Genomic DNA, 17,398 nt, shown 5'->3' with positions numbered 1-17,398 from the left:
CCGCGCGAACGTCCCGGCGGGCCGGTCTGCGGCACGTCGAACACGTCATGGGTACCGTCTTCTCCTTCGACGTGCGTGACACACAGGCCCCCGCGGTACGCAGGGCACTGGCGGAAGCCGTGGCATGGCTGCACCACGTCGACGCCGTCTTCTCGCCGTACCGCTCCGACAGTGCGGTGAGCCGGCTCGCGCGCGGCGAGACGACCGTCGAGCACTGTCCGCCCGAGGTGGCCGAGGTGCTGGCGCTGTGCGAAAGGGCCACCGAGGTCAGCGGAGGCTGGTTCTCGGCGACGGCCGGGGGGCGGCTGGACCCGTCCGGGCTGGTCAAGGGATGGGCGGTGGAACGGGCTTCCGACCTGCTGTACGCGGCCGGGGCGCACCACTCGTGCGTCAACGGCGGCGGTGACCTGCAACTGCGCGGCGGGGCCGCACCGGGCGAGCCCTGGCGGATCGGGATCGCGCACCCGCTGCGGCCCGGCAGGCTGCTCACGGTGGTCAGCGGGCGGGACTTCGCCGTCGCCACATCCGGCACCGCCGAGCGCGGCCACCACATCCTCGACCCGCGCACCGGTCTCCCCGCCGGCTCGAACCTGGCCTCGGTCACGCTGATCGGCCACCGCCTCACCGAGACCGACGCCCATGCGACCGCCGCCTTCGCCATGGGCGACCGTGCACGCGCCTGGGTCGCCACCCTTGCCGGCCACGAGGCGCTGGGGGTCACCGCCGAGGGAGAGACCTGGCGGAGCAGCGGCCCGGCGGCGTGACCGGGGTACCGCGCGGGGCGTCCGGCGCACGCCGACCGGCCGCCCGCGACCGCACCGATCCCCGCTTTCCGCACCGGCCCCCGCGGCGCGGGAGGCGGCCGCGCGCGCAGGCGCGGCCCGGCCGATACTGCAGACAGGGCCGGATGCGGGACAGCGCACGGCCATCCGTGGGGCCCCCGTACGTGCATCGGACGCGCCGGGCCGACGACACACCGTGATGGAGATATGTTCAGCCGGTGATCATTCTTGTACGAAGAGTTGCCGCTGTCTGTGCGACGGCCGCCCTGGGGGCCGCGCTCGCCGGATGTGGTGGCGCCGAGCAGCCGGGGGCCCCGGGCCGCGCAGCCGCCACCGGGTCGTCCGCCGTCCCGTCGGCCGCCGGGCCGCCCCGGCTCACGCCCGGCGCCGGTGGGCTGACCCCCGTCTTCATGAACGGGCCCCGCGACAAGGACAAGGTCGTCGCGCTCACCTTCGACGCCGACATGACCGCGGACGAGGGGCCGCGCGCCGAGGCGGGCGAACACTTCGACAACCCTGCGCTGATGACGACGCTGCGTCGCCTCAAGGTGCCGGCGACGATCTTCATGACGGGCCGGTGGGCGGACGAGTACCCGGACGAGGCGCGCTCCATCGGCAAGGACCCGCTGTTCGAGATCGCCAACCACTCCTACAGCCACTACGCCTTCACATCGAGCTGCTACGGGCTGCCGGAGGTGGCCGAGGGCTCGATGAAGTCGGACGTCGACCGTGCGTACCAGGCCTTCCGCAAGGCGGGCGTGACGAACGCGCTGCCGTACTTCCGCTTCCCGGGCGGCTGTTACAACGACCGTGCGCTGCGGGCACTGACCCCCGAGGGCATCACGGCCGTGCAGTGGGACGTGGTGAGCGGGGACGCCTTCGCCACCGACGCGGACGCCGTCGCACGGCAGGTGCTGGACGGGGTGAAGCCGGGGTCGGTCGTGGTGATGCACTGCACGCACAGCGCGGCGCCCACCACGGAGACCGCGGTGCGCACGATCGTGCCCGAGCTGCGCAAGCGCGGGTACCGCTTCGTGAAGGTGTCCGAGATGATCGGCGAGACGAACCGCAGCGCCGGACCGACGGCCCGGGCGAGCGCCACGGCCCGCTGACGCGGCCGCCGCGGCCCCGCCCGCGCACACGGCCCGACGGGCCGGGCCCGGGGCTGTCTACCCTGGGCCCATGGACCACGACGACGACGGCTACTGCGCGGCCCCGGCACCGCACGGCCCGCCCGCCCCCGCGGAGGGTGAGGAGTTCGCCGAGTGCGTGCTATGCCGGGAGCCGACCGAGTATCCGGAGTCGCACAAGGGCATCACCCTGTGCCCGGTCTGCGAGTGGCAGGAGGCGCAGCGGACCGCCTGCTCGGGCTGAGTCCCGCCGCCCGGGAGCAGGGTCGCATCGCCCGTCCCGGCCCCCGTCACCGGCCCGCCGGACCCCGAAGGCCTCCTGGCAGACTGGTCGGGTGAGCAGTCAGGAGAGCACGACCAGCACGTCCGCCGTACCCACGGCACAGGCCGCCGCACCCGGGGCGCGGACGGACAGCCCCTTCCGGACGGAGCCGAACGCACGCGACCACGCGCCGCAGTTCGTGCTGCCGCTGGTCGTACGCATCGAGCGGGCCGCTCCGCCCGCACGCACGGACGCGCTGGAGACCGCCGCCCGGGCGGTCCTGGCGATGCTGAGCGACGCCCGGTCGCTGGGCGAGGGGCCGTGGGCGCAGGCCGTTCGGGACTGGCAGGACGCCCGTATCCGCAAGGTCGTGCGCCGGGCCCGCGGGGCCGAGTGGCGGCGCGCGGAGGCCCTGGACGGCATCACGGTCCCGGGCAGGTCCGCCGAGGTGCGCGTCTTCCCTCCGGTCCCCCTCGACGGCTGGCCGAAGGACCTGGCGCGGCTCCAGGTGTCGGGCACGGACCTCGACGACCCGGAGCCCCCGGCCGAGCCCGACCCGGGCATCCCGGTGCTCCGGCTCAACCCCGGGATCGGGATGTCGGCCGGCAAGGCGATGGCCCAGGCGGGTCACGGCGCCCAACTCGCCTGGTGGGAGCTCTCGGACGAGGAACGCGGGGCCTGGTGCGACGCCGGTTTCCCGCTCGCCGTGCGCACCGCCGACCCGGCCCGCTGGCCGCACCTGACCACGAGCGGCCTCCCGGTCGTCCGTGACGCCGGCTTCACGGAGATCGCGCCGGGCTCCTGCACGGTGGTCGCCGACCACCCGGCACTGCACCGCCGGGGTTAGAGGCCGGCCGGGACCGGGCGGCCGCAGGTGGTGCATGCAGAGCGACGGCAGTCACCGGCAGCATGCGGCGGGCGTGATGGCAGGATGGGGGCGTGGTGACGCATCAGCCGTGGACCGGGCTCCACTGTGATCTCCTGGCCGCCGGGGCAAGGGTGTACGGTCCGGGCGGCTTCACGTGCTCGCAGCCGGTGCCCGAACCGGAGAGCGCCGAGTACGCGGCTCACGGGTTCACGCTCGACGGGCTCTCGGTCAGGTTCCGCGTGGCAAAGACCACCCCGACGAAGCCCGGCCAGTTCGTCACCGTGTGGCAGCGGTCCCCGCAGGGGCCGATCCGGCCCTTCGACACCGACGACGGAATCGACCTCGTCGTCATCAGCAGCCGCGACAGCGGCCACTTCGGACAGTTCGTGTTCCCGCGCGAGGTGCTGTGCGAGCGCGGGATCATGTCCCGCAGCGGCTCCGCCGGGAAGCGAGGGTTCCGCGTCTACCCGCCGTGGGTGACCACGACCAATCGCCAGGCACGCAGCACTCAGGCGTGGCAGGTGAACCACTTCCTGCACCTCGGCGAGGACGGGCTCGTCGACCTGGCGCGCGCCCGCGCCCTCTACCACTCGTAGGTCCGCGCTCCGGTCCCCGCGTCCGGCTGCCCGTCGTCTCCCCCGAACCGCGCCGCGGGTGCGCCCCCTTGAACGTGTCCGGGCCGCCCTCCGTATCTGCGTCGGGGGCCGCCGTCCGCCGCCTGCCGCGGCCTGGTGGTGAGGACCGTCGCCACCGGCAGGCGCCCTCACCGCGGCCTCCGGGGCAGGACGGCACGGAGCGGACGGAACCTCAAATGTAGCTCTGAAGGTGCCCTCCGCCGGGTTCGGAGGAGCCGGCCGGGGTCATGACACCGGCACCATCGCGATGACGGAGGAGGGGGCATGGAGCGTCTGGGTACGGGGATCGGCTGGCGGCCGGAGATCGCGGACGCCGTGGAGCGGATGCCCGGGGTCGACTGGGTCGAGGTCGTCGCGGAGAACCTGTGTCCCGGGCATCTCCCGGAGTCCCTGGTGCGCCTGCGGGAGCGGGGGGTCACGGTCGTACCGCACGGGGTGGGCCTCGGTCTCGGCGGCGCGGAGCGGCCGGACGCGGGCCGTCTGGCCGAACTCGCGGCGCGCGCCGAGGCACTCGGCACTCCGCTCGTCACCGAGCACATCGCCTACGTACGGGCCGGTGGCGCGCTGACCGCGTCGCCGCGGCTGGAGGCGGGCCATCTGCTGCCGGTGCCCCGGACCCGGGACGCGCTGGAGGTGCTGTGCGCGAACGTCCGTATCGCCCAGGACGCGCTGCCCGTTCCGCTCGCGTTGGAGAACATCGCGGCGCTGATCTCCTGGCCCGGCGAGGAGATGACGGAGGGACAGTTCCTGTACGACCTGGTCGACCGGACGGGCGTGCGCCTCCTCATCGACGTGGCCAACCTGCACACCAACCACGTCAACCGCGGCGAGGACCCGGCGAAGGCCCTCGACGAACTCCCCGTCGAGGCCATCGCCTACGTCCATGTGGCGGGCGGCCTCGAACGCGACGGCGTCTGGCACGACACCCACGCCCACCCGGTCCCCCGCCCCGTTCTCGACGTGCTCGCCGATCTGGCGGACCGGGTGACCCCGCCCGGGGTGCTCCTGGAGCGGGACGAGAACTTCCCGGCCCCCGAGGAGCTGGAACGCGAACTGGACGCCATACGGTCGACGGTCGCGGCCCGCACCCCGAGGACCGCGGACATCTCCCCCCGCCCGTCCTCCTCCGCCCCCGTCCCGGCCGCCGAGCCGGAGTCCGCGCGTCAGCGCCTGGGCATCGCCCAGGCCGCGCTCCTGTCGGCCCTCACCGCGGGGACGCCCGCCCCCGAGGGGTTCGACCGGGCACGCCTCGGGGTGCAGAGCCGGGCGCTGGCGGGAAAGCGCGCGGGGGTCGTCGGGAAGGTGGCGCCCGAGGTGCCCGAGATCGTCGGTGACACCTACCGGGACGAGTTCCTCGCGTACGCCCACGGCCACCCGATGACCGGTGGCTACCGGCAGGACGCGCTGGAGTTCGTGGGGTGGCTGCTGGACGCGGGGCGCCCGGCGGACCCCGTGGCGCACCGGCGGCTGAGCGACTGGTGGCTGGAGCGATCGGGCCCGAAGCCGCGGTCCGGCCGCCCGGTCGCGCGGCTGATCCGTGCGGCACGCCACGCCCTGGCCGGGGCCTGATCGCCCCGCACGCCCCATGGGAGCGCCGGGCTGCCGGGAAGCGGAACATCACCGGCCGGCAAAAGCCCGGTCCACATACTGAAGAAGGCATGGCGCAGGGCCGAAGGTTCGCATAGAAACACGCCATGTTCTGGCTCCCCTTGTTGCTGATCGCCTGGGCCGCGGCCGGCCTCTCCTGCGCCCGGCTGTGCCTGGCCGCGTCCCGTGCCGCCGCCACCGACCCGGGCACCGACCCCGGGCACGAACTGACGGTGTACGAGGCGGCGTTCCTGTCGGGCGGCCCCGTACGGGTCGCCGATGTGACCCTGGTGTCGATGGCGCGGCGCCGCCGCCTGCTGCTCGCACACACCGGATGGGCGACCGTCGTGGACCCCGAGGGCCACGACGCCATGGAGTGTTCCGTGCTAGACGCGATCGGCCCGGAGGGCCAGGCGCGCATCGCCCCGGTGCGGACCACGGCGGCCACCGCCACGGCGATCCGCGCGCTCGGCGACGCACTGGTCGCCGCGGGGCTCGCCGTGTCCGACGACGCGCGGACCAACGTCGGACTCGCGGTCCGCCAGGTGCGGGCCGCCGCCGTCGCGGTCCTCGCCCTCGGCGGCGTGGCCGTCCTGATGCCCGGTCAGGTCGTGCAGAACACCCCGGGCCCGGTCGCCGCCTGGTTCGCGCTGCCGTTGGTCCTCACCCTGTCCTGTCTGGTGATCGCACGCTGGGAGGCCCATCCCTACTCGCGCTGGGCCTCCCCCGCGGGACAGCGGCTGCTCGGCCGGCTGCCCCGCCGTCCCGGCGCCGACGACCGTTCCTTCCTGAGCGCCGTCGCCGTGGGCGGGGTGCGGGCCACCAGGGACGAGGTCCTCAGGGCGGCCTTCGCGCACCGGGTCCAGTGAAGGCCGCAGGCCCGGGCCCGGTGAGAGCCGGACCCGGGCCGGTCGCGTGCGCCATCAGGGGGCATTGAGCCCGACACCTGCGGCCGGTGCTTCGCTTCAGCCTCTTCCAGTCTGATTATCCCTTTTATTCTGCCCGTTCTGTGAGGTGACGCACCGTCGCCCGCAGTGGACCGAAGGGATGCGGGAGAGCGATGAGAGCTGCCGCCCTCTGGGGAACCGCCGGATCCGTACTCCTGACCGCCGTCGTCGCCGCCCCGGCGAGCGGCACCGCCGTGTCCCCGGGCGGCCCGGGCGCGGCGGAGGCCCATGGCGCCGCCGAGGCGCGCGGCACCGCCGTCGCCGCGCAGCGCGCCGCGTCCGCCGGGATCGCCTTCGGCGCCTGTCCCGCGTCGGAGCACCTTGCCGCCGAACTGACGTGCGGCACCGTCACCGTCCCGCTGGACTACGCCCACCCCGACGGAAAGCAGATCAGACTGACCGTCAGCCGGGTCGGGGCGACCAGGACGTCGGGGGGCCGACACCCCAGGACCGTCGCCCGCCAGGGCGCCCTCGTCTACAACCCGGGCGGCCCCGGAGCCTCCGGCATGTCCTTCCCCGAGGTCTCCGGCCTGTCCGAGTGGCGCCGCATCTCCGCCGCCTACGACCTGATCGGCTACGCCCCGCGCGGCGTCGGCCGCTCCGCACCGCTGTCCTGCCAGGACCCCAAGCAGTACGTGAAGGCACCCACGCAGTCGCCGCGCGACCCCTCCGACTCGTACAAGAGGGAGCGGATGGCGCAGGCCCAGTCGTATGCGAGGGGCTGTGCCCGCCGCGCGAAGGACGCGCTGCCGTACTACTCGACGCTGAACAACGCCCGCGACCTGGATGTGCTGCGCGCCGCGCTCGGCGAGCGGCAGATCACGTTCATGGGCGCCTCGTACGGGACGTACGTCGGCGCCGTGTACGCCACGCTGTACCCGTCGCACGTGCGGCGGATGGTCTTCGACTCGCCCGTGAACCCTGCTCCGGACCAGATCTGGTACCAGAACAACCTGGACCAGTCGGCCGCGTTCGAGGGCCGCTGGGCCGACTTCCGCGCCTGGGTCGCTCGCAACGACGCGACGTACCACCTGGGGAAGACGCCCGCCGAGGTGCTGGGGAGCTATGAGCAGGCCCGTGCGCGCCTGGCCGCCGAGCCCGCGGGTGGCAAGGTCGGCCCCGGCGAACTGCAGGCCGCCTTCATGAAGGCCGGCTACTACGACGCGTACTGGCCGACCCGGGCCGCGGCGCTGTCCGCGTTCCTCAAGGGCGACGCCGGGCAGCTGACCCGTGAGGCGGCACCGGTGGCCGGGGAGGCGGCGGCGATGGAGAACGCCAACGCGGTCTACACGGCCGTCGAGTGCAATGACGCGCCCTGGCCGACGGACTGGCGCACCTGGGACCGCGACAACACCCGCCTCGCCCGCGTCGCCCCCTTCGTGACCTGGGAAAACGCCTGGACGAACCTGCCGTGCGCCTACTGGTCCGCGCCCCGTCAGAAGCCCGTCGACGTGCGCGCGGCGTCGAAGGGGGCACTGCCGCCGACGCTGGTCCTGGCCGCCGAACGGGATGCGGCCGCGCCGTACCCCGGTGCGCTGGAGCTGCACCGCCGGCTCGCCGGCTCGGCACTGGTGACGGAACAGGGCTCCGGCACCCACGGCATCGGCGGCGGCGCCAACACCTGCGTCAACGCCTACCTGGCCGACTATCTGGTCGACGGGCGGCTTCCGCTCCAGCGTGCGACGGCGTGCGCCCCGCACGCCGAGCCCCGGCCGGTCGCGCGGGCAGACACCGGGGGCCGGGGCACCCGGCGCCCCCCGGTGCGCTGACCGGCGCCACAGTGCTTCCGCGGCGGGTGCGGGATGTCAGGCCAGGCCCGCGACCAGGTCCGCCACGGTCTTGCGGCGGCCCGTGAAGAACGGGACCTCCTCACGGACGTGGCGGCGGGCCTCCGAGGCGCGCAGGTGACGCATGAGGTCGACGATGCGGTACAGCTCGTCGGCCTCGAAGGCGAGGATCCACTCGTAGTCGCCGAGCGAGAACGAGGCGACCGTGTTGGCCCGCACGTCCGGGAAGCCCCGGGCCATCTTGCCGTGGTCGGCGAGCATGGTCCGGCGCTCCTCGTCGGGCAGCAGGTACCAGTCGTACGACCGCACGAAGGGGTAGACGCTCACGTAGTTGCGGGGCGTCTCGTCGGCGAGGAACGCCGGGATGTGCGAGCGGTTGAACTCGGCGGGCCGGTGCAGCGCCATGTTCGACCACACCGGCTCCAGGGCGCGGCCCAGCTTCGTGCGGCGGAAGAGGTTGTACGCCTCCTGGAGCTGGTCGGCGGTCTCCGCGTGCCACCAGATCATGAGGTCGGCGTCGGCGCGCAGACCGGACACGTCGTAGGTACCGCGGACGGTGACGTCCTTCGCGGCGAGCTGGTCGAACAGCTCCTGGACCTCGTCCGCGTAGCCGGTGCGGTCCTCGGGCAGGACGTCGCGCAGCTTGAAGACGGACCACAGCGTGTAGCGGATGACCTCGTTGAGGTCCTTGGCCTTCTTGCCGATGTTCGGGATCTTTGCGGGGGCGTCGTCACTCATGGGGTCATTCTCCCGCGCCGCCGTGCATGCTCTGCACCGGGTTCCGCCTCAGCTCCTCGATCCCGGTGAGGTCCCCGCCGATGGCGTCCACGGCCGCGTACGCGCTCGCGATGCAGGCCGGGATGCCGACGCCGTCGTACGCCGCGCCGCACACGGCGAGACCCGGCAGCTCGGCGATGTGCTCACGGACGCGGGCCACGCGGGCGTGGTGGCCCACCGGGTACTGCGGCAGCCCGTCCTGCCAGCGGGTGACGCGGGTGGCCACCGGCTCGGCGTCCAGCGCGGTGGCCTCGCGCAGATCGCGCCGGGACACCTCGACCAGGTACTCGTCCTCGCGGCCCAGGTCCTGCGTCTCGCCGTACCGTCCGACGGACGTGCGCAGCACGAACAGGCCGGGGTCCTGCGCGCCGACCCAGGCCCATTTCTGCGAGGCGAAGGTGGACGCCTTGATGGTGCGCCCGTCGACCGGCGGCACCAGGAATCCGCTGCCGGCGGGGAGCGCGGCCACGTCGGTGCGCCGGTAGGCGAGAGTGATCAGCGCCATCGAGGCGTACTCGACGGTGCGCAGCTCGGCGGCGGCCGCGGGCGACTCGTCGTCGAGGAGCCGGGCGGCGGCGGGGGCGGGCAGGGCGAGCACGACGGCGTCGGCGTCGAGGACGCGGTCCCCGGCGACGACACGCCAGTGCGTGTGCGGTCCGGGAGCCGCACCACCGGTGCCGGCCGCGGCCGGCACCGTCACCCGGCGCAGTTCGGTCACCGGGGTGCCGAGCAGGATCTCGCCGCCCCCGGCCCGCACCGCGTCGGCGACCGCGAGCGGGAGGGTGCCGACGCCGCCGTCGATGCCCATGAAGACCGGACCGGTCTGCTGCCGGGCGGCCGCGCGTTCCTGGATCTCGCGCACGCCCTGTGTGAGCGAGTCGTGGGCGCGGGCGGCCTCGAAGAGCTGCGGAACGGCGGCGCGCATCGAGATGCGGTAGGCGTCGCCCGCGTACACGCCGCCGAGCAGCGGCTCGACGAGCCGGTCGACGACCTCGCGGCCGAGCCGCTCCGCGACGTACGCCCCCACGGCCGCGTCGTCACCGATCTCGGTGCGCGGCAGCGTGCGGTCCTCCTCGATCCGGCGCAGTCCGTCCTCGGAGAGCACTCCGGCGAGCGCCGATGCGGCACCGGGGACGCCCATGACGTGGCCCTTGGGCATGGGGCGCAGCGCGCCGCGCGTCCAGATCGACGCGGTCGAGGTGGCGGGCGGCTGCAGCCGGTCCCCCAGTCCCACCGCGCGCGCCAGCGCGACCGCTTCGGGGCGCCGGGCGAGCATCGACTCGGCGCCCAGGTCCACGCGGGCGCCGGCGATCTCCCCGGGGAGCAGCTTGCCGCCGAGCCGAGAGGAGGCCTCCAGCACGGTGACACGGGCACCGGCGCCGAGCAGCCGGTGGGCCGCGGCGAGTCCGGAGATGCCGCCTCCGACTACGACGACATGACCCGACGACCGTGTGGCTGTGTCCGCTGAGCGCATGTCACCACTCTCTCAGACGGCCGGTGGCGGCCCTCGGGGCGCCGGGCCCCGGCCCCGGCCTCCCCTCGGCGAGCCGAGTCCCGACCGTGACCGCATCGGGACCGGGCAGCGACGTCCTCGGGGGGCCCTCGTGCGTCCAGGAGGCATCAGTACCGACGACACCTCCGGGGGTACACCTTGATGCCCATGTCCACCATCTCCATGCGGAACCGGCGCCGCCCGCGCGCCGTCACGGGCGCCCTGCTCGTCGCCGTCCTCACCGTCGCGGGATGCAGCGCGGGGGGCGGCTCCGGCTCGGCCGGGGACAAGGCCGCCGCCGAGCGTGGCCCCGCCCGGGCGGCCGGGCAGTACGGCGCGGCTGCGGACTCCAAGGCCGGCGGTGCCGCGGGGAACGGGAAGGGCGCCGGTACCCGCCGGCCCCTGCCCACCGGGGTCCACATCATCCGCACCGCGGAGCTCACCGTGCGCGCCAAGGACGTACCGCGGGCCCTCGACGCCGCGCGTACCGCGGCGGAGTCCGCGGGCGGGATCGTCGGCGACGAGACGACGGACCGGGACGCGCAGGGACACGAACGTTCCCGGATCGTGCTGCGGGTGCCGCAGGACCGGTACCAGGACGTCCTCGACCGGCTGTCCGGCACCGGCAGGCTGCTCCGGCGCACGGTCCATGCCAAGGACGTCACCGACCAGGTCGTGGACGTCGACAGCCGCGTGCGGTCGGCGCGCGCGAGCGTCGACCGGATACGCGCGCTGATGGACCGGGCCACGAAGCTGAGCGACGTGGTGTCGCTGGAAGGCGAGTTGAGCTCGCGTCAGGCCGATCTGGAGTCGCTCCTCGCGCAGCAGGCCTCGCTGAAGGACCGCACGAGTCTCGCCACGATCACCCTGTCCCTCACCGAGTCGCCGGTGAAGAAGGCCGAGAAGCCCGACGACGAACCGGGGTTCGTGGACGCGCTGGCGGGCGGCTGGCACGCCTTCGTGACGATGCTGCGCTGGCTCGCCGTCGCGCTGGGCGCGGTGCTGCCGTTCGTGGCGACGGCCGCGCTGCTGCTCGCGCTCTGGGTCCGGTTCGCCGGTCCGCGGCGGCGCGGCGCGGCGGGCGTCGCAGCGGCGGCCGTCGGCCGGCAGCGCACCGCCGAGCCGGCGGCGGAGGAGTCCGGGCGGGAGTGAACTCCCCGGGGTCGGCGCTGAACCGCCTTACGGGCCACGCGAACCTCTGATCTACTGCCAAGCCACCGGCCAAAGCCACCGGCTGAAGGAGAAGGCAAGTGCCAGAGCGACTCGTGGTCATCGGCGGCGACGCGGCGGGCATGTCCGCCGCGTCGCAGGCCCGCCGGCTCAGGGGCCCGGACGAGCTGGAGATCGTCGCGTTCGAACGCGGCAACTTCACCTCGTACTCGGCGTGCGGCATCCCGTACTGGGTGAGCGGTGACGTCCCCGACCGGGACCGTCTGATCGCCCGCTCCCCCGAGCAGCACCGGTCCCGGTCCATCGACCTGCGGATGCGGACCGAGGTCACCGAGATCCATCCGCCGGGCAACCGTGTCAGCTGGCTCGATCTGGAAACGGGGCGCGAGGAGTGGCTCGGCTACGACCACCTGGTGATCGCCACCGGGGCGCAGCCGCTGCGGCCGCCGCTGCCCGGCATCGACGCGCCCGGTGTGCACGGCGTGCAGACCCTCGACGACGGCCAGGAGCTCCTGGACCGCCTCGGAACCACCCCGGGCCGCCGCGCGGTGGTGGTCGGCGCGGGCTACATCGGCGTCGAGATGGCCGAGGCGATGCTCAAGCGGGACTACGAGGTCACCGTCGTCAACCGCGGCCAGGAGCCGATGGCCACGCTCGACCCGGACATGGGCCGCCTGGTGCACGAGCAGATGGCGGCGATGGGCATCGCGATGGTCAACGACGCGGCCGTGACCAAGATCCTCACCGGTGACCACGGCCGGGCGCGTGCCGTGGCCACGGACGACGCCGAGTACCCGGCCGACGTCGTCGTCCTCGGCATGGGCGTGCGCCCCGAGACGGATCTGGCCCGCGCGGCGGGACTCCCCGTCGGCGACCACGGCGGACTGCTCACCGACCTGGCCATGCGCGTGCGCGGCCGGCAGAACATCTGGGCGGGCGGAGACTGCGTGGAGGTCCTCGACCTGGTCTCGGGGCGCGAGCGCCACATCGCGCTCGGCACCCACGCCAACAAGCACGGCCAGATCATCGGTACGAACATCGGCGGCGGCTACGCCACCTTCCCGGGCGTCGTCGGAACGGCCGTCAGCAAGGTGTGCGACCTGGAGATCGCGCGCACGGGGCTGCGCGAGAAGGACGCCCGCGCCGCCGGCCTGCAGTACGTCACCGTCACCGTCGAGTCGACGAGTCGCGCCGGCTACTACCCCGGCGCGGGCGCCATGACCGTGAAGATGCTCGCCGAGCGCCGCACGGGCCGTCTCCTCGGTACGCAGATCGTCGGCCGCGAGGGCGCCGCGAAGCGCGTCGACATCGCGGCCGTCGCGCTGACGGCGGGCATGACGGTGGAACGGATGACGACGCTCGACCTCGGCTACGCCCCGCCCTTCTCACCGGTGTGGGACCCGGTCCTGGTGGCGGCCAGGAAGGCGACGGCGGCGGTGCGGGCGGCGGGCGTCTAGGGGGCGGACCCCCGCCCCCCGGACGGGGCGGACCCCCGCCCCTGCATCCGGGGGGCGGGCGGAAGTCCGACGGAGTGCCCCGGTGGCGGCGCGGACCCGGGCCGCGCCGCCGGAACTACCGCGCGGTCCGCTCGTGGACGTGCTCCACGAGCCGGGTGAGCGCATCCGGGTCGGTGGTGGGCAGCACACCGTGGCCCAGGTTGAACACATGGCCCTCGAGCCCGCTCGCCGCGGTGAGGACCTCGTCGGCCTTGGCCCGGACGGCCTCGGGCGACGAGAAGAGCACCGCGGGGTCCAGGTTTCCCTGGAGCGCCTTGCCGGGCCCGACGCGCCGCGCCGCCTCGTCCAGCGGTACGCGCCAGTCGACGCCCACGACGTCCGCCCCGGCCTCGCCCATCGGGCCGAGCAGTTCGCCGGTGCCCACGCCGAAGTGGATGCGCGGCACCCCGTACCCGGCGACCGCGTCGAAGACCTTCACCGACGCCGGCATGACGGACCTGCGGTAGTCCGCGGGCGCCAGCGCGCCGACCCATGAGTCGAAGAGCTGCACCGCGGACGCGCCCGCCTCGATCTGCACCTTGAGGAAGGCGGCGGTGATGTCGGCGAGCCGGTCGAGCAGGTCGGCCCAGAGCTGCGGGTCGCCGTACATGAGCGCCTTGGTGTGCTCGTGGTTGCGCGACGGGCCGCCCTCGACGAGGTAGCTGGCCAGCGTGAACGGCGCACCGGCGAAGCCGATGAGGGGCGTCGCACCGAGCTCGGCCGTCAGCAGTCCGATGGCCTCGGTGACGTAGGAGACGTCCTCGGGTGTGAGGTCCCGCAGCCGGGCGAGGTCCGCGCGCGTGCGGATCGGGCTCTCGACGACCGGCCCGACGCCCGGCTTGATGTCGAGGTCGATGCCGATGGCCTTGAGCGGTACGACGATGTCGCTGAAGTAGATCGCCGCGTCCACGCCGTGCCGGCGCACCGGCTGCAGGGTGATCTCGGTGACCAGTTCCGGCCGCATGCACGACTCGAGCATGGGGATGCCCTCGCGGACCTTGCGGTACTCGGGCAGCGAGCGCCCGGCCTGCCGCATGAACCACACCGGGGTGTGGGGCACGGGCTCGCGCCTGCACGCCTTGAGAAAGGCGGAGTCCTTGACTGTCGGCTGCTGGCCCGGGGCGGGGGCGTCCCCGGCTCGAGCGGAATCGAGGTCTCGGGGGTGTTCGTTGGCACTCACGCGGAAAGTCTCGCATGCGTGAGGAGCGGGATCCGGCCAGCCCTCACACCGGTGGGTGTCTCTCCCTGCACGAAGCGCCCGTTCCCCTTAATGTTCCCGGCATGGCTGCGGCTCAGGGACGACTGTCGGACGGCGCTGACGGAATGGACGACCAGGAGGGCAATCCGCGGAATCCCGCGGACACCGCCCCACTGCCGTTCCGGGCGGCCGTCGACGCACTGCGGATGGCGCGGCTGCGGCCCGAGATCGAGATCGAGCCGACGAGCGCGCCGCGGCGTCTCGCGCCGTTCGCGTACGCGCTGGAGGCCACTGTCGTCGCGGACGGCGAGGACCTGGCCGACGGGCGTCTGGTGCTGCTGCACGATCCGGCCGGACACGAAGCCTGGCAGGGAACGTTCCGTCTGGTCACGCTCGTCCGGGCGGAGCTGGAGCCGGAGATGGCGGCGGATCCGCTGCTGCCGGAGGTCTGCTGGTCGTGGCTGACCGGTGCGCTCCAGGCACGCGGTCTGTCGTACGGGCAGCCGAGCGGCACGGTCACCCGTGCGGCCTCGCACTACTTCGGGGGGCTGTCGGAGCGCCCGCCCGCGTCGCAGATCGAGATCCGCGCGTCGTGGACGCCGCGCGAGGGGATGGGCGGGGTGCCGGACACCACGGCGCACCTGGGGGCGTGGTGCGACCTGCTGTGCCAGGTGGCGGGCCTGCCGCCGGCCGGCCCGGCTCCGGACGGCGGTTCGGTGGTGTCGCTCCCGCAGCGCCGGGGCCCGCGGACGCCCTGACCGCCCCGGGCGCGGGACGCGGACGCCCGGGGCGACGGGGCGCGGGACACGGTCGCCGTCGGGCCAGGGGCGCGGGTGCTGCGGTCGGTACGGACGGCGGCAGCGGCGAACGTCGACGCACCCGCCGGGCGAGTACGGAAACAAGGGGTACGGTCACGAGCCGCGGGGACGCCGGTCGTTCCGGTCGTCAGCCTGCCGTGCAGAAGTGACCACTTTCGGAACCGTAACCAGGCCTATTCGATCTTCGGATGATCGATCGCACGTCCGAATTGCACGAATTGTTCTCACTAAATCGTGATCTTTCTCTAAAGCCGCGCGGGTTTGATGCCGAAGACGTCTGTGACCTTGCAAACACGTTTCGTCCCGGCTTCATCCCCGAGCCGGTCCCGTCCCGCAACCCCAGGAGGCCTGGTGTCCGTTCTCCTCGAGCAGCCCGCAAGCCTGGTCGCCTACCGCCCGAACAAGCCGACCGCCATGGTGGTCGTGGCCGACCCGCGCGTCCGTTCCACCGTCACGCGTCACCTGTGGGCGCTCGGAGTGCGCGATGTCATCGAGGCCTCGTCCATCGCGGAGGCTCGTCCCCGCATCGGCAACCCCCGCGACATCTGCGTCGCCGACGTCCACCTGCCCGACGGCAGCGGGCTGACCCTGCTGTCCGAGACCCGAGCCGCGGGCTGGCCCAACGGCCTCGCCCTCTCCGCCGCCGACGACATCGGCGCCGTCCGCAACGCCCTCGCGGGCGGTGTGAAGGGTTACGTCGTCACCGGCACCCGTACGAATGTGGGACTTCCCACCCGCCCCGGCGCCGCCCCCATCGGTGCCGCCGCCGCCCGTATGCACCGCCGCCCCCCGGGTGCCCCGAGCCACCCGGGCGGCTACCGCGAACTGTCCGGCCGTGAGGTCGAGGTGCTGCGACTGGTGGCGGAGGGTCAGTCGAACAAGGCCATCGGTGTCTCGATGGGCCTGTCCGCGTTGACGGTGAAGAGCCATCTCGCACGCATCGCGCGCAAGCTCGGCACGGGTGACCGTGCGGGCATGGTCGCGGTTGCGCTGCGGACCGGGATCATTCACTGAAGTTGACCGGTTTACGACGCTGAGGTGCCCGTCGACGGAACGTTCCGTCGGCGGGTGCTCTGTTCACACGGATACCCTTGACAGGTGACCGACGCCCAAGACACCGCAGCAGACAGTCCACTGCGAACCACCGGGGGCGCCCCTCCGGACGACGGCGTCGCTGTGGAAGGGGTGCCGATCCCACTGCTGGAGCCCCGCGACGGCATCCCGCCCGTCGTGGCCGACGAGGCCGCACTGGCCGAGGTGGTCGCGGCCTTCGCCGCCGGCACCGGGCCGGTCGCCGTCGACGCCGAGCGCGCCTCCGGTTACCGCTACGGCCAGCGCGCCTACCTGGTGCAGCTGCGCCGCGAAGGCGCCGGCACCGCACTGATCGACCCGGTGGCCTGCCCCGACCTGTCGGGCCTCGGCGAGGCGCTCGCGGGTGTGGAGTGGGTGCTGCACGCCGCCACCCAGGACCTGCCCTGTCTGCGCGAGATAGGAATGGTCCCCACCCGCATCTTCGACACCGAGCTGGCCGGGCGGCTCGCCGGGTTCCCCCGGGTCGGGCTGGGCGCGATGGTCGAGAACGTCCTCGGCTACGTCCTCGAGAAGGGCCACTCCGCCGTCGACTGGTCGACCCGGCCGCTGCCCGAGCCCTGGCTGCGGTACGCCGCGCTCGACGTCGAGCTGCTCGTCGACCTGCGGGACGCCCTGGAGAAGGAGCTGGACCGGCAGGGCAAGCTGGAGTGGGCCCGGCAGGAGTTCGACGCGATCGCCTCGGCGCCGCCCGCCCCGCCCCGCAAGGACCCGTGGCGCCGCACCTCCGGGATGCACAAGGTCCGCCGCCGCCGGCAGATGGCCGTGGTCCGGGAGCTGTGGCAGGCCCGCGACCGGATCGCCCAGCGCCGTGACGTCTCCCCCGGCAAGGTGCTCGGGGACGCCGCGATCGTCGAGGCCGCCCTGTCGATGCCGCCGAACGTTCAGGCGCTCGCCGGGCTCTCCGGATTCGGGCAGCGGATGGGCCGGCGTCAACTGGAGCAGTGGCAGGCGGCGGTCGACCGGGCCAAGGGGTTGACGGACGCGGAGCTTCCGCAACCGGGACAGCCTGTGACGGGTCCGCCCCCGCCGCGCGCCTGGGCCGACAAGGACCCGGCCGCCGCGGCACGCCTCTCGGCCGCCCGCGCGGCGGTGTCCTCGCTCGCCGAGCGACTGAGCATGCCCCAGGAGAACCTGGTCAGCCCGGACACGGTCCGACGGGTCTGCTGGGAGCCGCCGGCCGACCCCTCGGTCGAGGCGGTCACCGCCGCCATGCAAGGGCTCGGCGCCCGCCCGTGGCAGGTCGAGCAGGTGGCGCCCGTACTGGCGGACGCCCTGCGCGTCGAAGCGAAGCGGGCCTGACCCACGGCTCTCACGGCACCGGGTCCCTCACGGGATCCCGGTGCCGCTCCTTTTGCGC

Annotated in this window: 16 protein-coding genes; 13 read left to right on the top strand and 3 right to left on the bottom strand. The window is 73.9% G+C overall.

The genetic code is table 11. From position 1 onward, the window contains the following. Nucleotides 1–47 precede the first annotated feature (47 nt). From ACWCP6_RS21730 to ACWCP6_RS21695, 8 genes are all read left to right on the top strand, one after another. The gene (locus ACWCP6_RS21730) at nucleotides 48–764 is read left to right on the top strand and encodes an FAD:protein FMN transferase (RefSeq protein WP_450934129.1); all 717 of its coding nucleotides are present in this window, start codon (nucleotides 48–50) and stop codon (nucleotides 762–764) included. A gap of 236 nt (nucleotides 765–1,000) precedes the next feature. Continuing rightward, complete coding sequence (locus ACWCP6_RS21725) at nucleotides 1,001–1,894, top strand: polysaccharide deacetylase family protein (RefSeq protein ID WP_450934128.1); 894 nt, start codon at nucleotides 1,001–1,003, stop codon at nucleotides 1,892–1,894. 70 nt (nucleotides 1,895–1,964) lie between these two features. After that, entirely contained in the window at nucleotides 1,965–2,156 is a 192-nt protein-coding gene (locus tag ACWCP6_RS21720; protein ID WP_450934127.1) for a hypothetical protein, read from the top strand. 91 nt (nucleotides 2,157–2,247) lie between these two features. Then, a complete protein-coding gene (locus ACWCP6_RS21715) occupies nucleotides 2,248–3,021 on the top strand; it encodes a peptidyl-tRNA hydrolase (RefSeq protein WP_450934126.1) in 774 nt (257 codons plus the stop codon). 92 nt (nucleotides 3,022–3,113) lie between these two features. Continuing rightward, nucleotides 3,114–3,638, top strand: a complete 525-nt coding sequence (locus ACWCP6_RS21710; RefSeq protein WP_450934125.1) for a MepB family protein — start codon at nucleotides 3,114–3,116, stop codon at nucleotides 3,636–3,638. A gap of 303 nt (nucleotides 3,639–3,941) precedes the next feature. Further along, the gene (locus ACWCP6_RS21705) at nucleotides 3,942–5,246 is read left to right on the top strand and encodes a DUF692 domain-containing protein (RefSeq protein WP_450934124.1); all 1,305 of its coding nucleotides are present in this window, start codon (nucleotides 3,942–3,944) and stop codon (nucleotides 5,244–5,246) included. Nucleotides 5,247–5,371: 125 nt separating this feature from the next. After that, nucleotides 5,372–6,133, top strand: coding sequence for a TIGR04222 domain-containing membrane protein (locus ACWCP6_RS21700; RefSeq protein WP_450934123.1), 762 nt, complete (start codon nucleotides 5,372–5,374; stop codon nucleotides 6,131–6,133). A gap of 191 nt (nucleotides 6,134–6,324) precedes the next feature. Further along, the gene (locus ACWCP6_RS21695) at nucleotides 6,325–7,980 is read left to right on the top strand and encodes an alpha/beta hydrolase (RefSeq protein WP_450934122.1); all 1,656 of its coding nucleotides are present in this window, start codon (nucleotides 6,325–6,327) and stop codon (nucleotides 7,978–7,980) included. 36 nt (nucleotides 7,981–8,016) lie between these two features. On the opposite strand, the gene hemQ is transcribed toward ACWCP6_RS21695, so the two are convergent. Together hemQ and hemG are read right to left on the bottom strand one after the other, a co-directional pair. Beyond that, nucleotides 8,017–8,736: a hydrogen peroxide-dependent heme synthase gene (hemQ, locus tag ACWCP6_RS21690; protein ID WP_450934121.1), complete on the bottom strand. Its 720-nt coding sequence runs from the start codon at nucleotides 8,734–8,736 to the stop codon at nucleotides 8,017–8,019. Nucleotides 8,737–8,740: 4 nt separating this feature from the next. Further along, on the bottom strand, nucleotides 8,741–10,249 hold the full coding sequence (gene hemG / locus ACWCP6_RS21685) for a protoporphyrinogen oxidase (RefSeq protein ID WP_450934120.1): 1,509 nt from the start codon (nucleotides 10,247–10,249) through the stop codon (nucleotides 8,741–8,743). Nucleotides 10,250–10,435: 186 nt separating this feature from the next. Here hemG and ACWCP6_RS21680 point away from each other — a divergent pair, with 186 nt between their 5' ends. After that, nucleotides 10,436–11,419 carry a DUF4349 domain-containing protein gene (locus tag ACWCP6_RS21680; RefSeq protein WP_450934119.1) on the top strand — a complete coding sequence of 328 codons (984 nt, stop codon included), beginning with the start codon at nucleotides 10,436–10,438 and terminating at the stop codon, nucleotides 11,417–11,419. Between the two features lie 98 nt (nucleotides 11,420–11,517). Continuing rightward, a complete protein-coding gene (locus ACWCP6_RS21675) occupies nucleotides 11,518–12,894 on the top strand; it encodes an FAD-dependent oxidoreductase (RefSeq protein WP_450934118.1) in 1,377 nt (458 codons plus the stop codon). 115 nt (nucleotides 12,895–13,009) lie between these two features. Here ACWCP6_RS21675 and hemE read toward each other — a convergent pair whose 3' ends face one another. Then, entirely contained in the window at nucleotides 13,010–14,113 is a 1,104-nt protein-coding gene (gene hemE / locus ACWCP6_RS21670; protein ID WP_450934117.1) for a uroporphyrinogen decarboxylase, read from the bottom strand. A gap of 101 nt (nucleotides 14,114–14,214) precedes the next feature. On the opposite strand from hemE, the gene ACWCP6_RS21665 reads away from it, so the two are divergent. From ACWCP6_RS21665 to ACWCP6_RS21655, 3 genes are all read left to right on the top strand, one after another. After that, nucleotides 14,215–14,889 (top strand): DUF3000 domain-containing protein, encoded by a 675-nt coding sequence (locus ACWCP6_RS21665; protein ID WP_450934116.1) that lies wholly within the window; start codon nucleotides 14,215–14,217, stop codon nucleotides 14,887–14,889. Nucleotides 14,890–15,300: 411 nt separating this feature from the next. Continuing rightward, nucleotides 15,301–15,963, top strand: a complete 663-nt coding sequence (locus tag ACWCP6_RS21660) for a response regulator transcription factor (RefSeq protein ID WP_128374800.1) — start codon at nucleotides 15,301–15,303, stop codon at nucleotides 15,961–15,963. Nucleotides 15,964–16,047: 84 nt separating this feature from the next. Continuing rightward, nucleotides 16,048–17,340 carry an HRDC domain-containing protein gene (locus ACWCP6_RS21655; RefSeq protein ID WP_450934115.1) on the top strand — a complete coding sequence of 431 codons (1,293 nt, stop codon included), beginning with the start codon at nucleotides 16,048–16,050 and terminating at the stop codon, nucleotides 17,338–17,340. The last annotated feature ends 58 nt before the right edge of the window (nucleotides 17,341–17,398 follow it).

This window comes from Streptomyces sp. NPDC002004 (assembly GCF_053593975.1).
The sequence above is the reverse complement of the archived record's forward strand: the minus strand, read 5'-3'. Positions and strand labels throughout refer to the sequence as shown.

What these genes read in the sequence shown, in the direction of transcription:
- ACWCP6_RS21730 (WP_450934129.1), top strand. Translation starts at nt 48, where the DNA reads ATGGGTACCGTCTTCTCCTTCGACGTGCGTGACACACAGGCCCCCGCG.
- ACWCP6_RS21720 (WP_450934127.1), top strand. Translation starts at nt 1,965, where the DNA reads ATGGACCACGACGACGACGGCTACTGCGCGGCCCCGGCACCGCACGGC.
- ACWCP6_RS21705 (WP_450934124.1), top strand. Translation starts at nt 3,942, where the DNA reads ATGGAGCGTCTGGGTACGGGGATCGGCTGGCGGCCGGAGATCGCGGAC.
- ACWCP6_RS21700 (WP_450934123.1), top strand. Translation starts at nt 5,372, where the DNA reads ATGTTCTGGCTCCCCTTGTTGCTGATCGCCTGGGCCGCGGCCGGCCTC.
- ACWCP6_RS21695 (WP_450934122.1), top strand. Translation starts at nt 6,325, where the DNA reads ATGAGAGCTGCCGCCCTCTGGGGAACCGCCGGATCCGTACTCCTGACC.
- hemQ (WP_450934121.1), bottom strand. Translation starts at nt 8,736, where the DNA reads ATGAGTGACGACGCCCCCGCAAAGATCCCGAACATCGGCAAGAAGGCC.
- hemG (WP_450934120.1), bottom strand. Translation starts at nt 10,249, where the DNA reads ATGCGCTCAGCGGACACAGCCACACGGTCGTCGGGTCATGTCGTCGTA.
- ACWCP6_RS21680 (WP_450934119.1), top strand. Translation starts at nt 10,436, where the DNA reads ATGTCCACCATCTCCATGCGGAACCGGCGCCGCCCGCGCGCCGTCACG.
- ACWCP6_RS21665 (WP_450934116.1), top strand. Translation starts at nt 14,215, where the DNA reads ATGGCTGCGGCTCAGGGACGACTGTCGGACGGCGCTGACGGAATGGAC.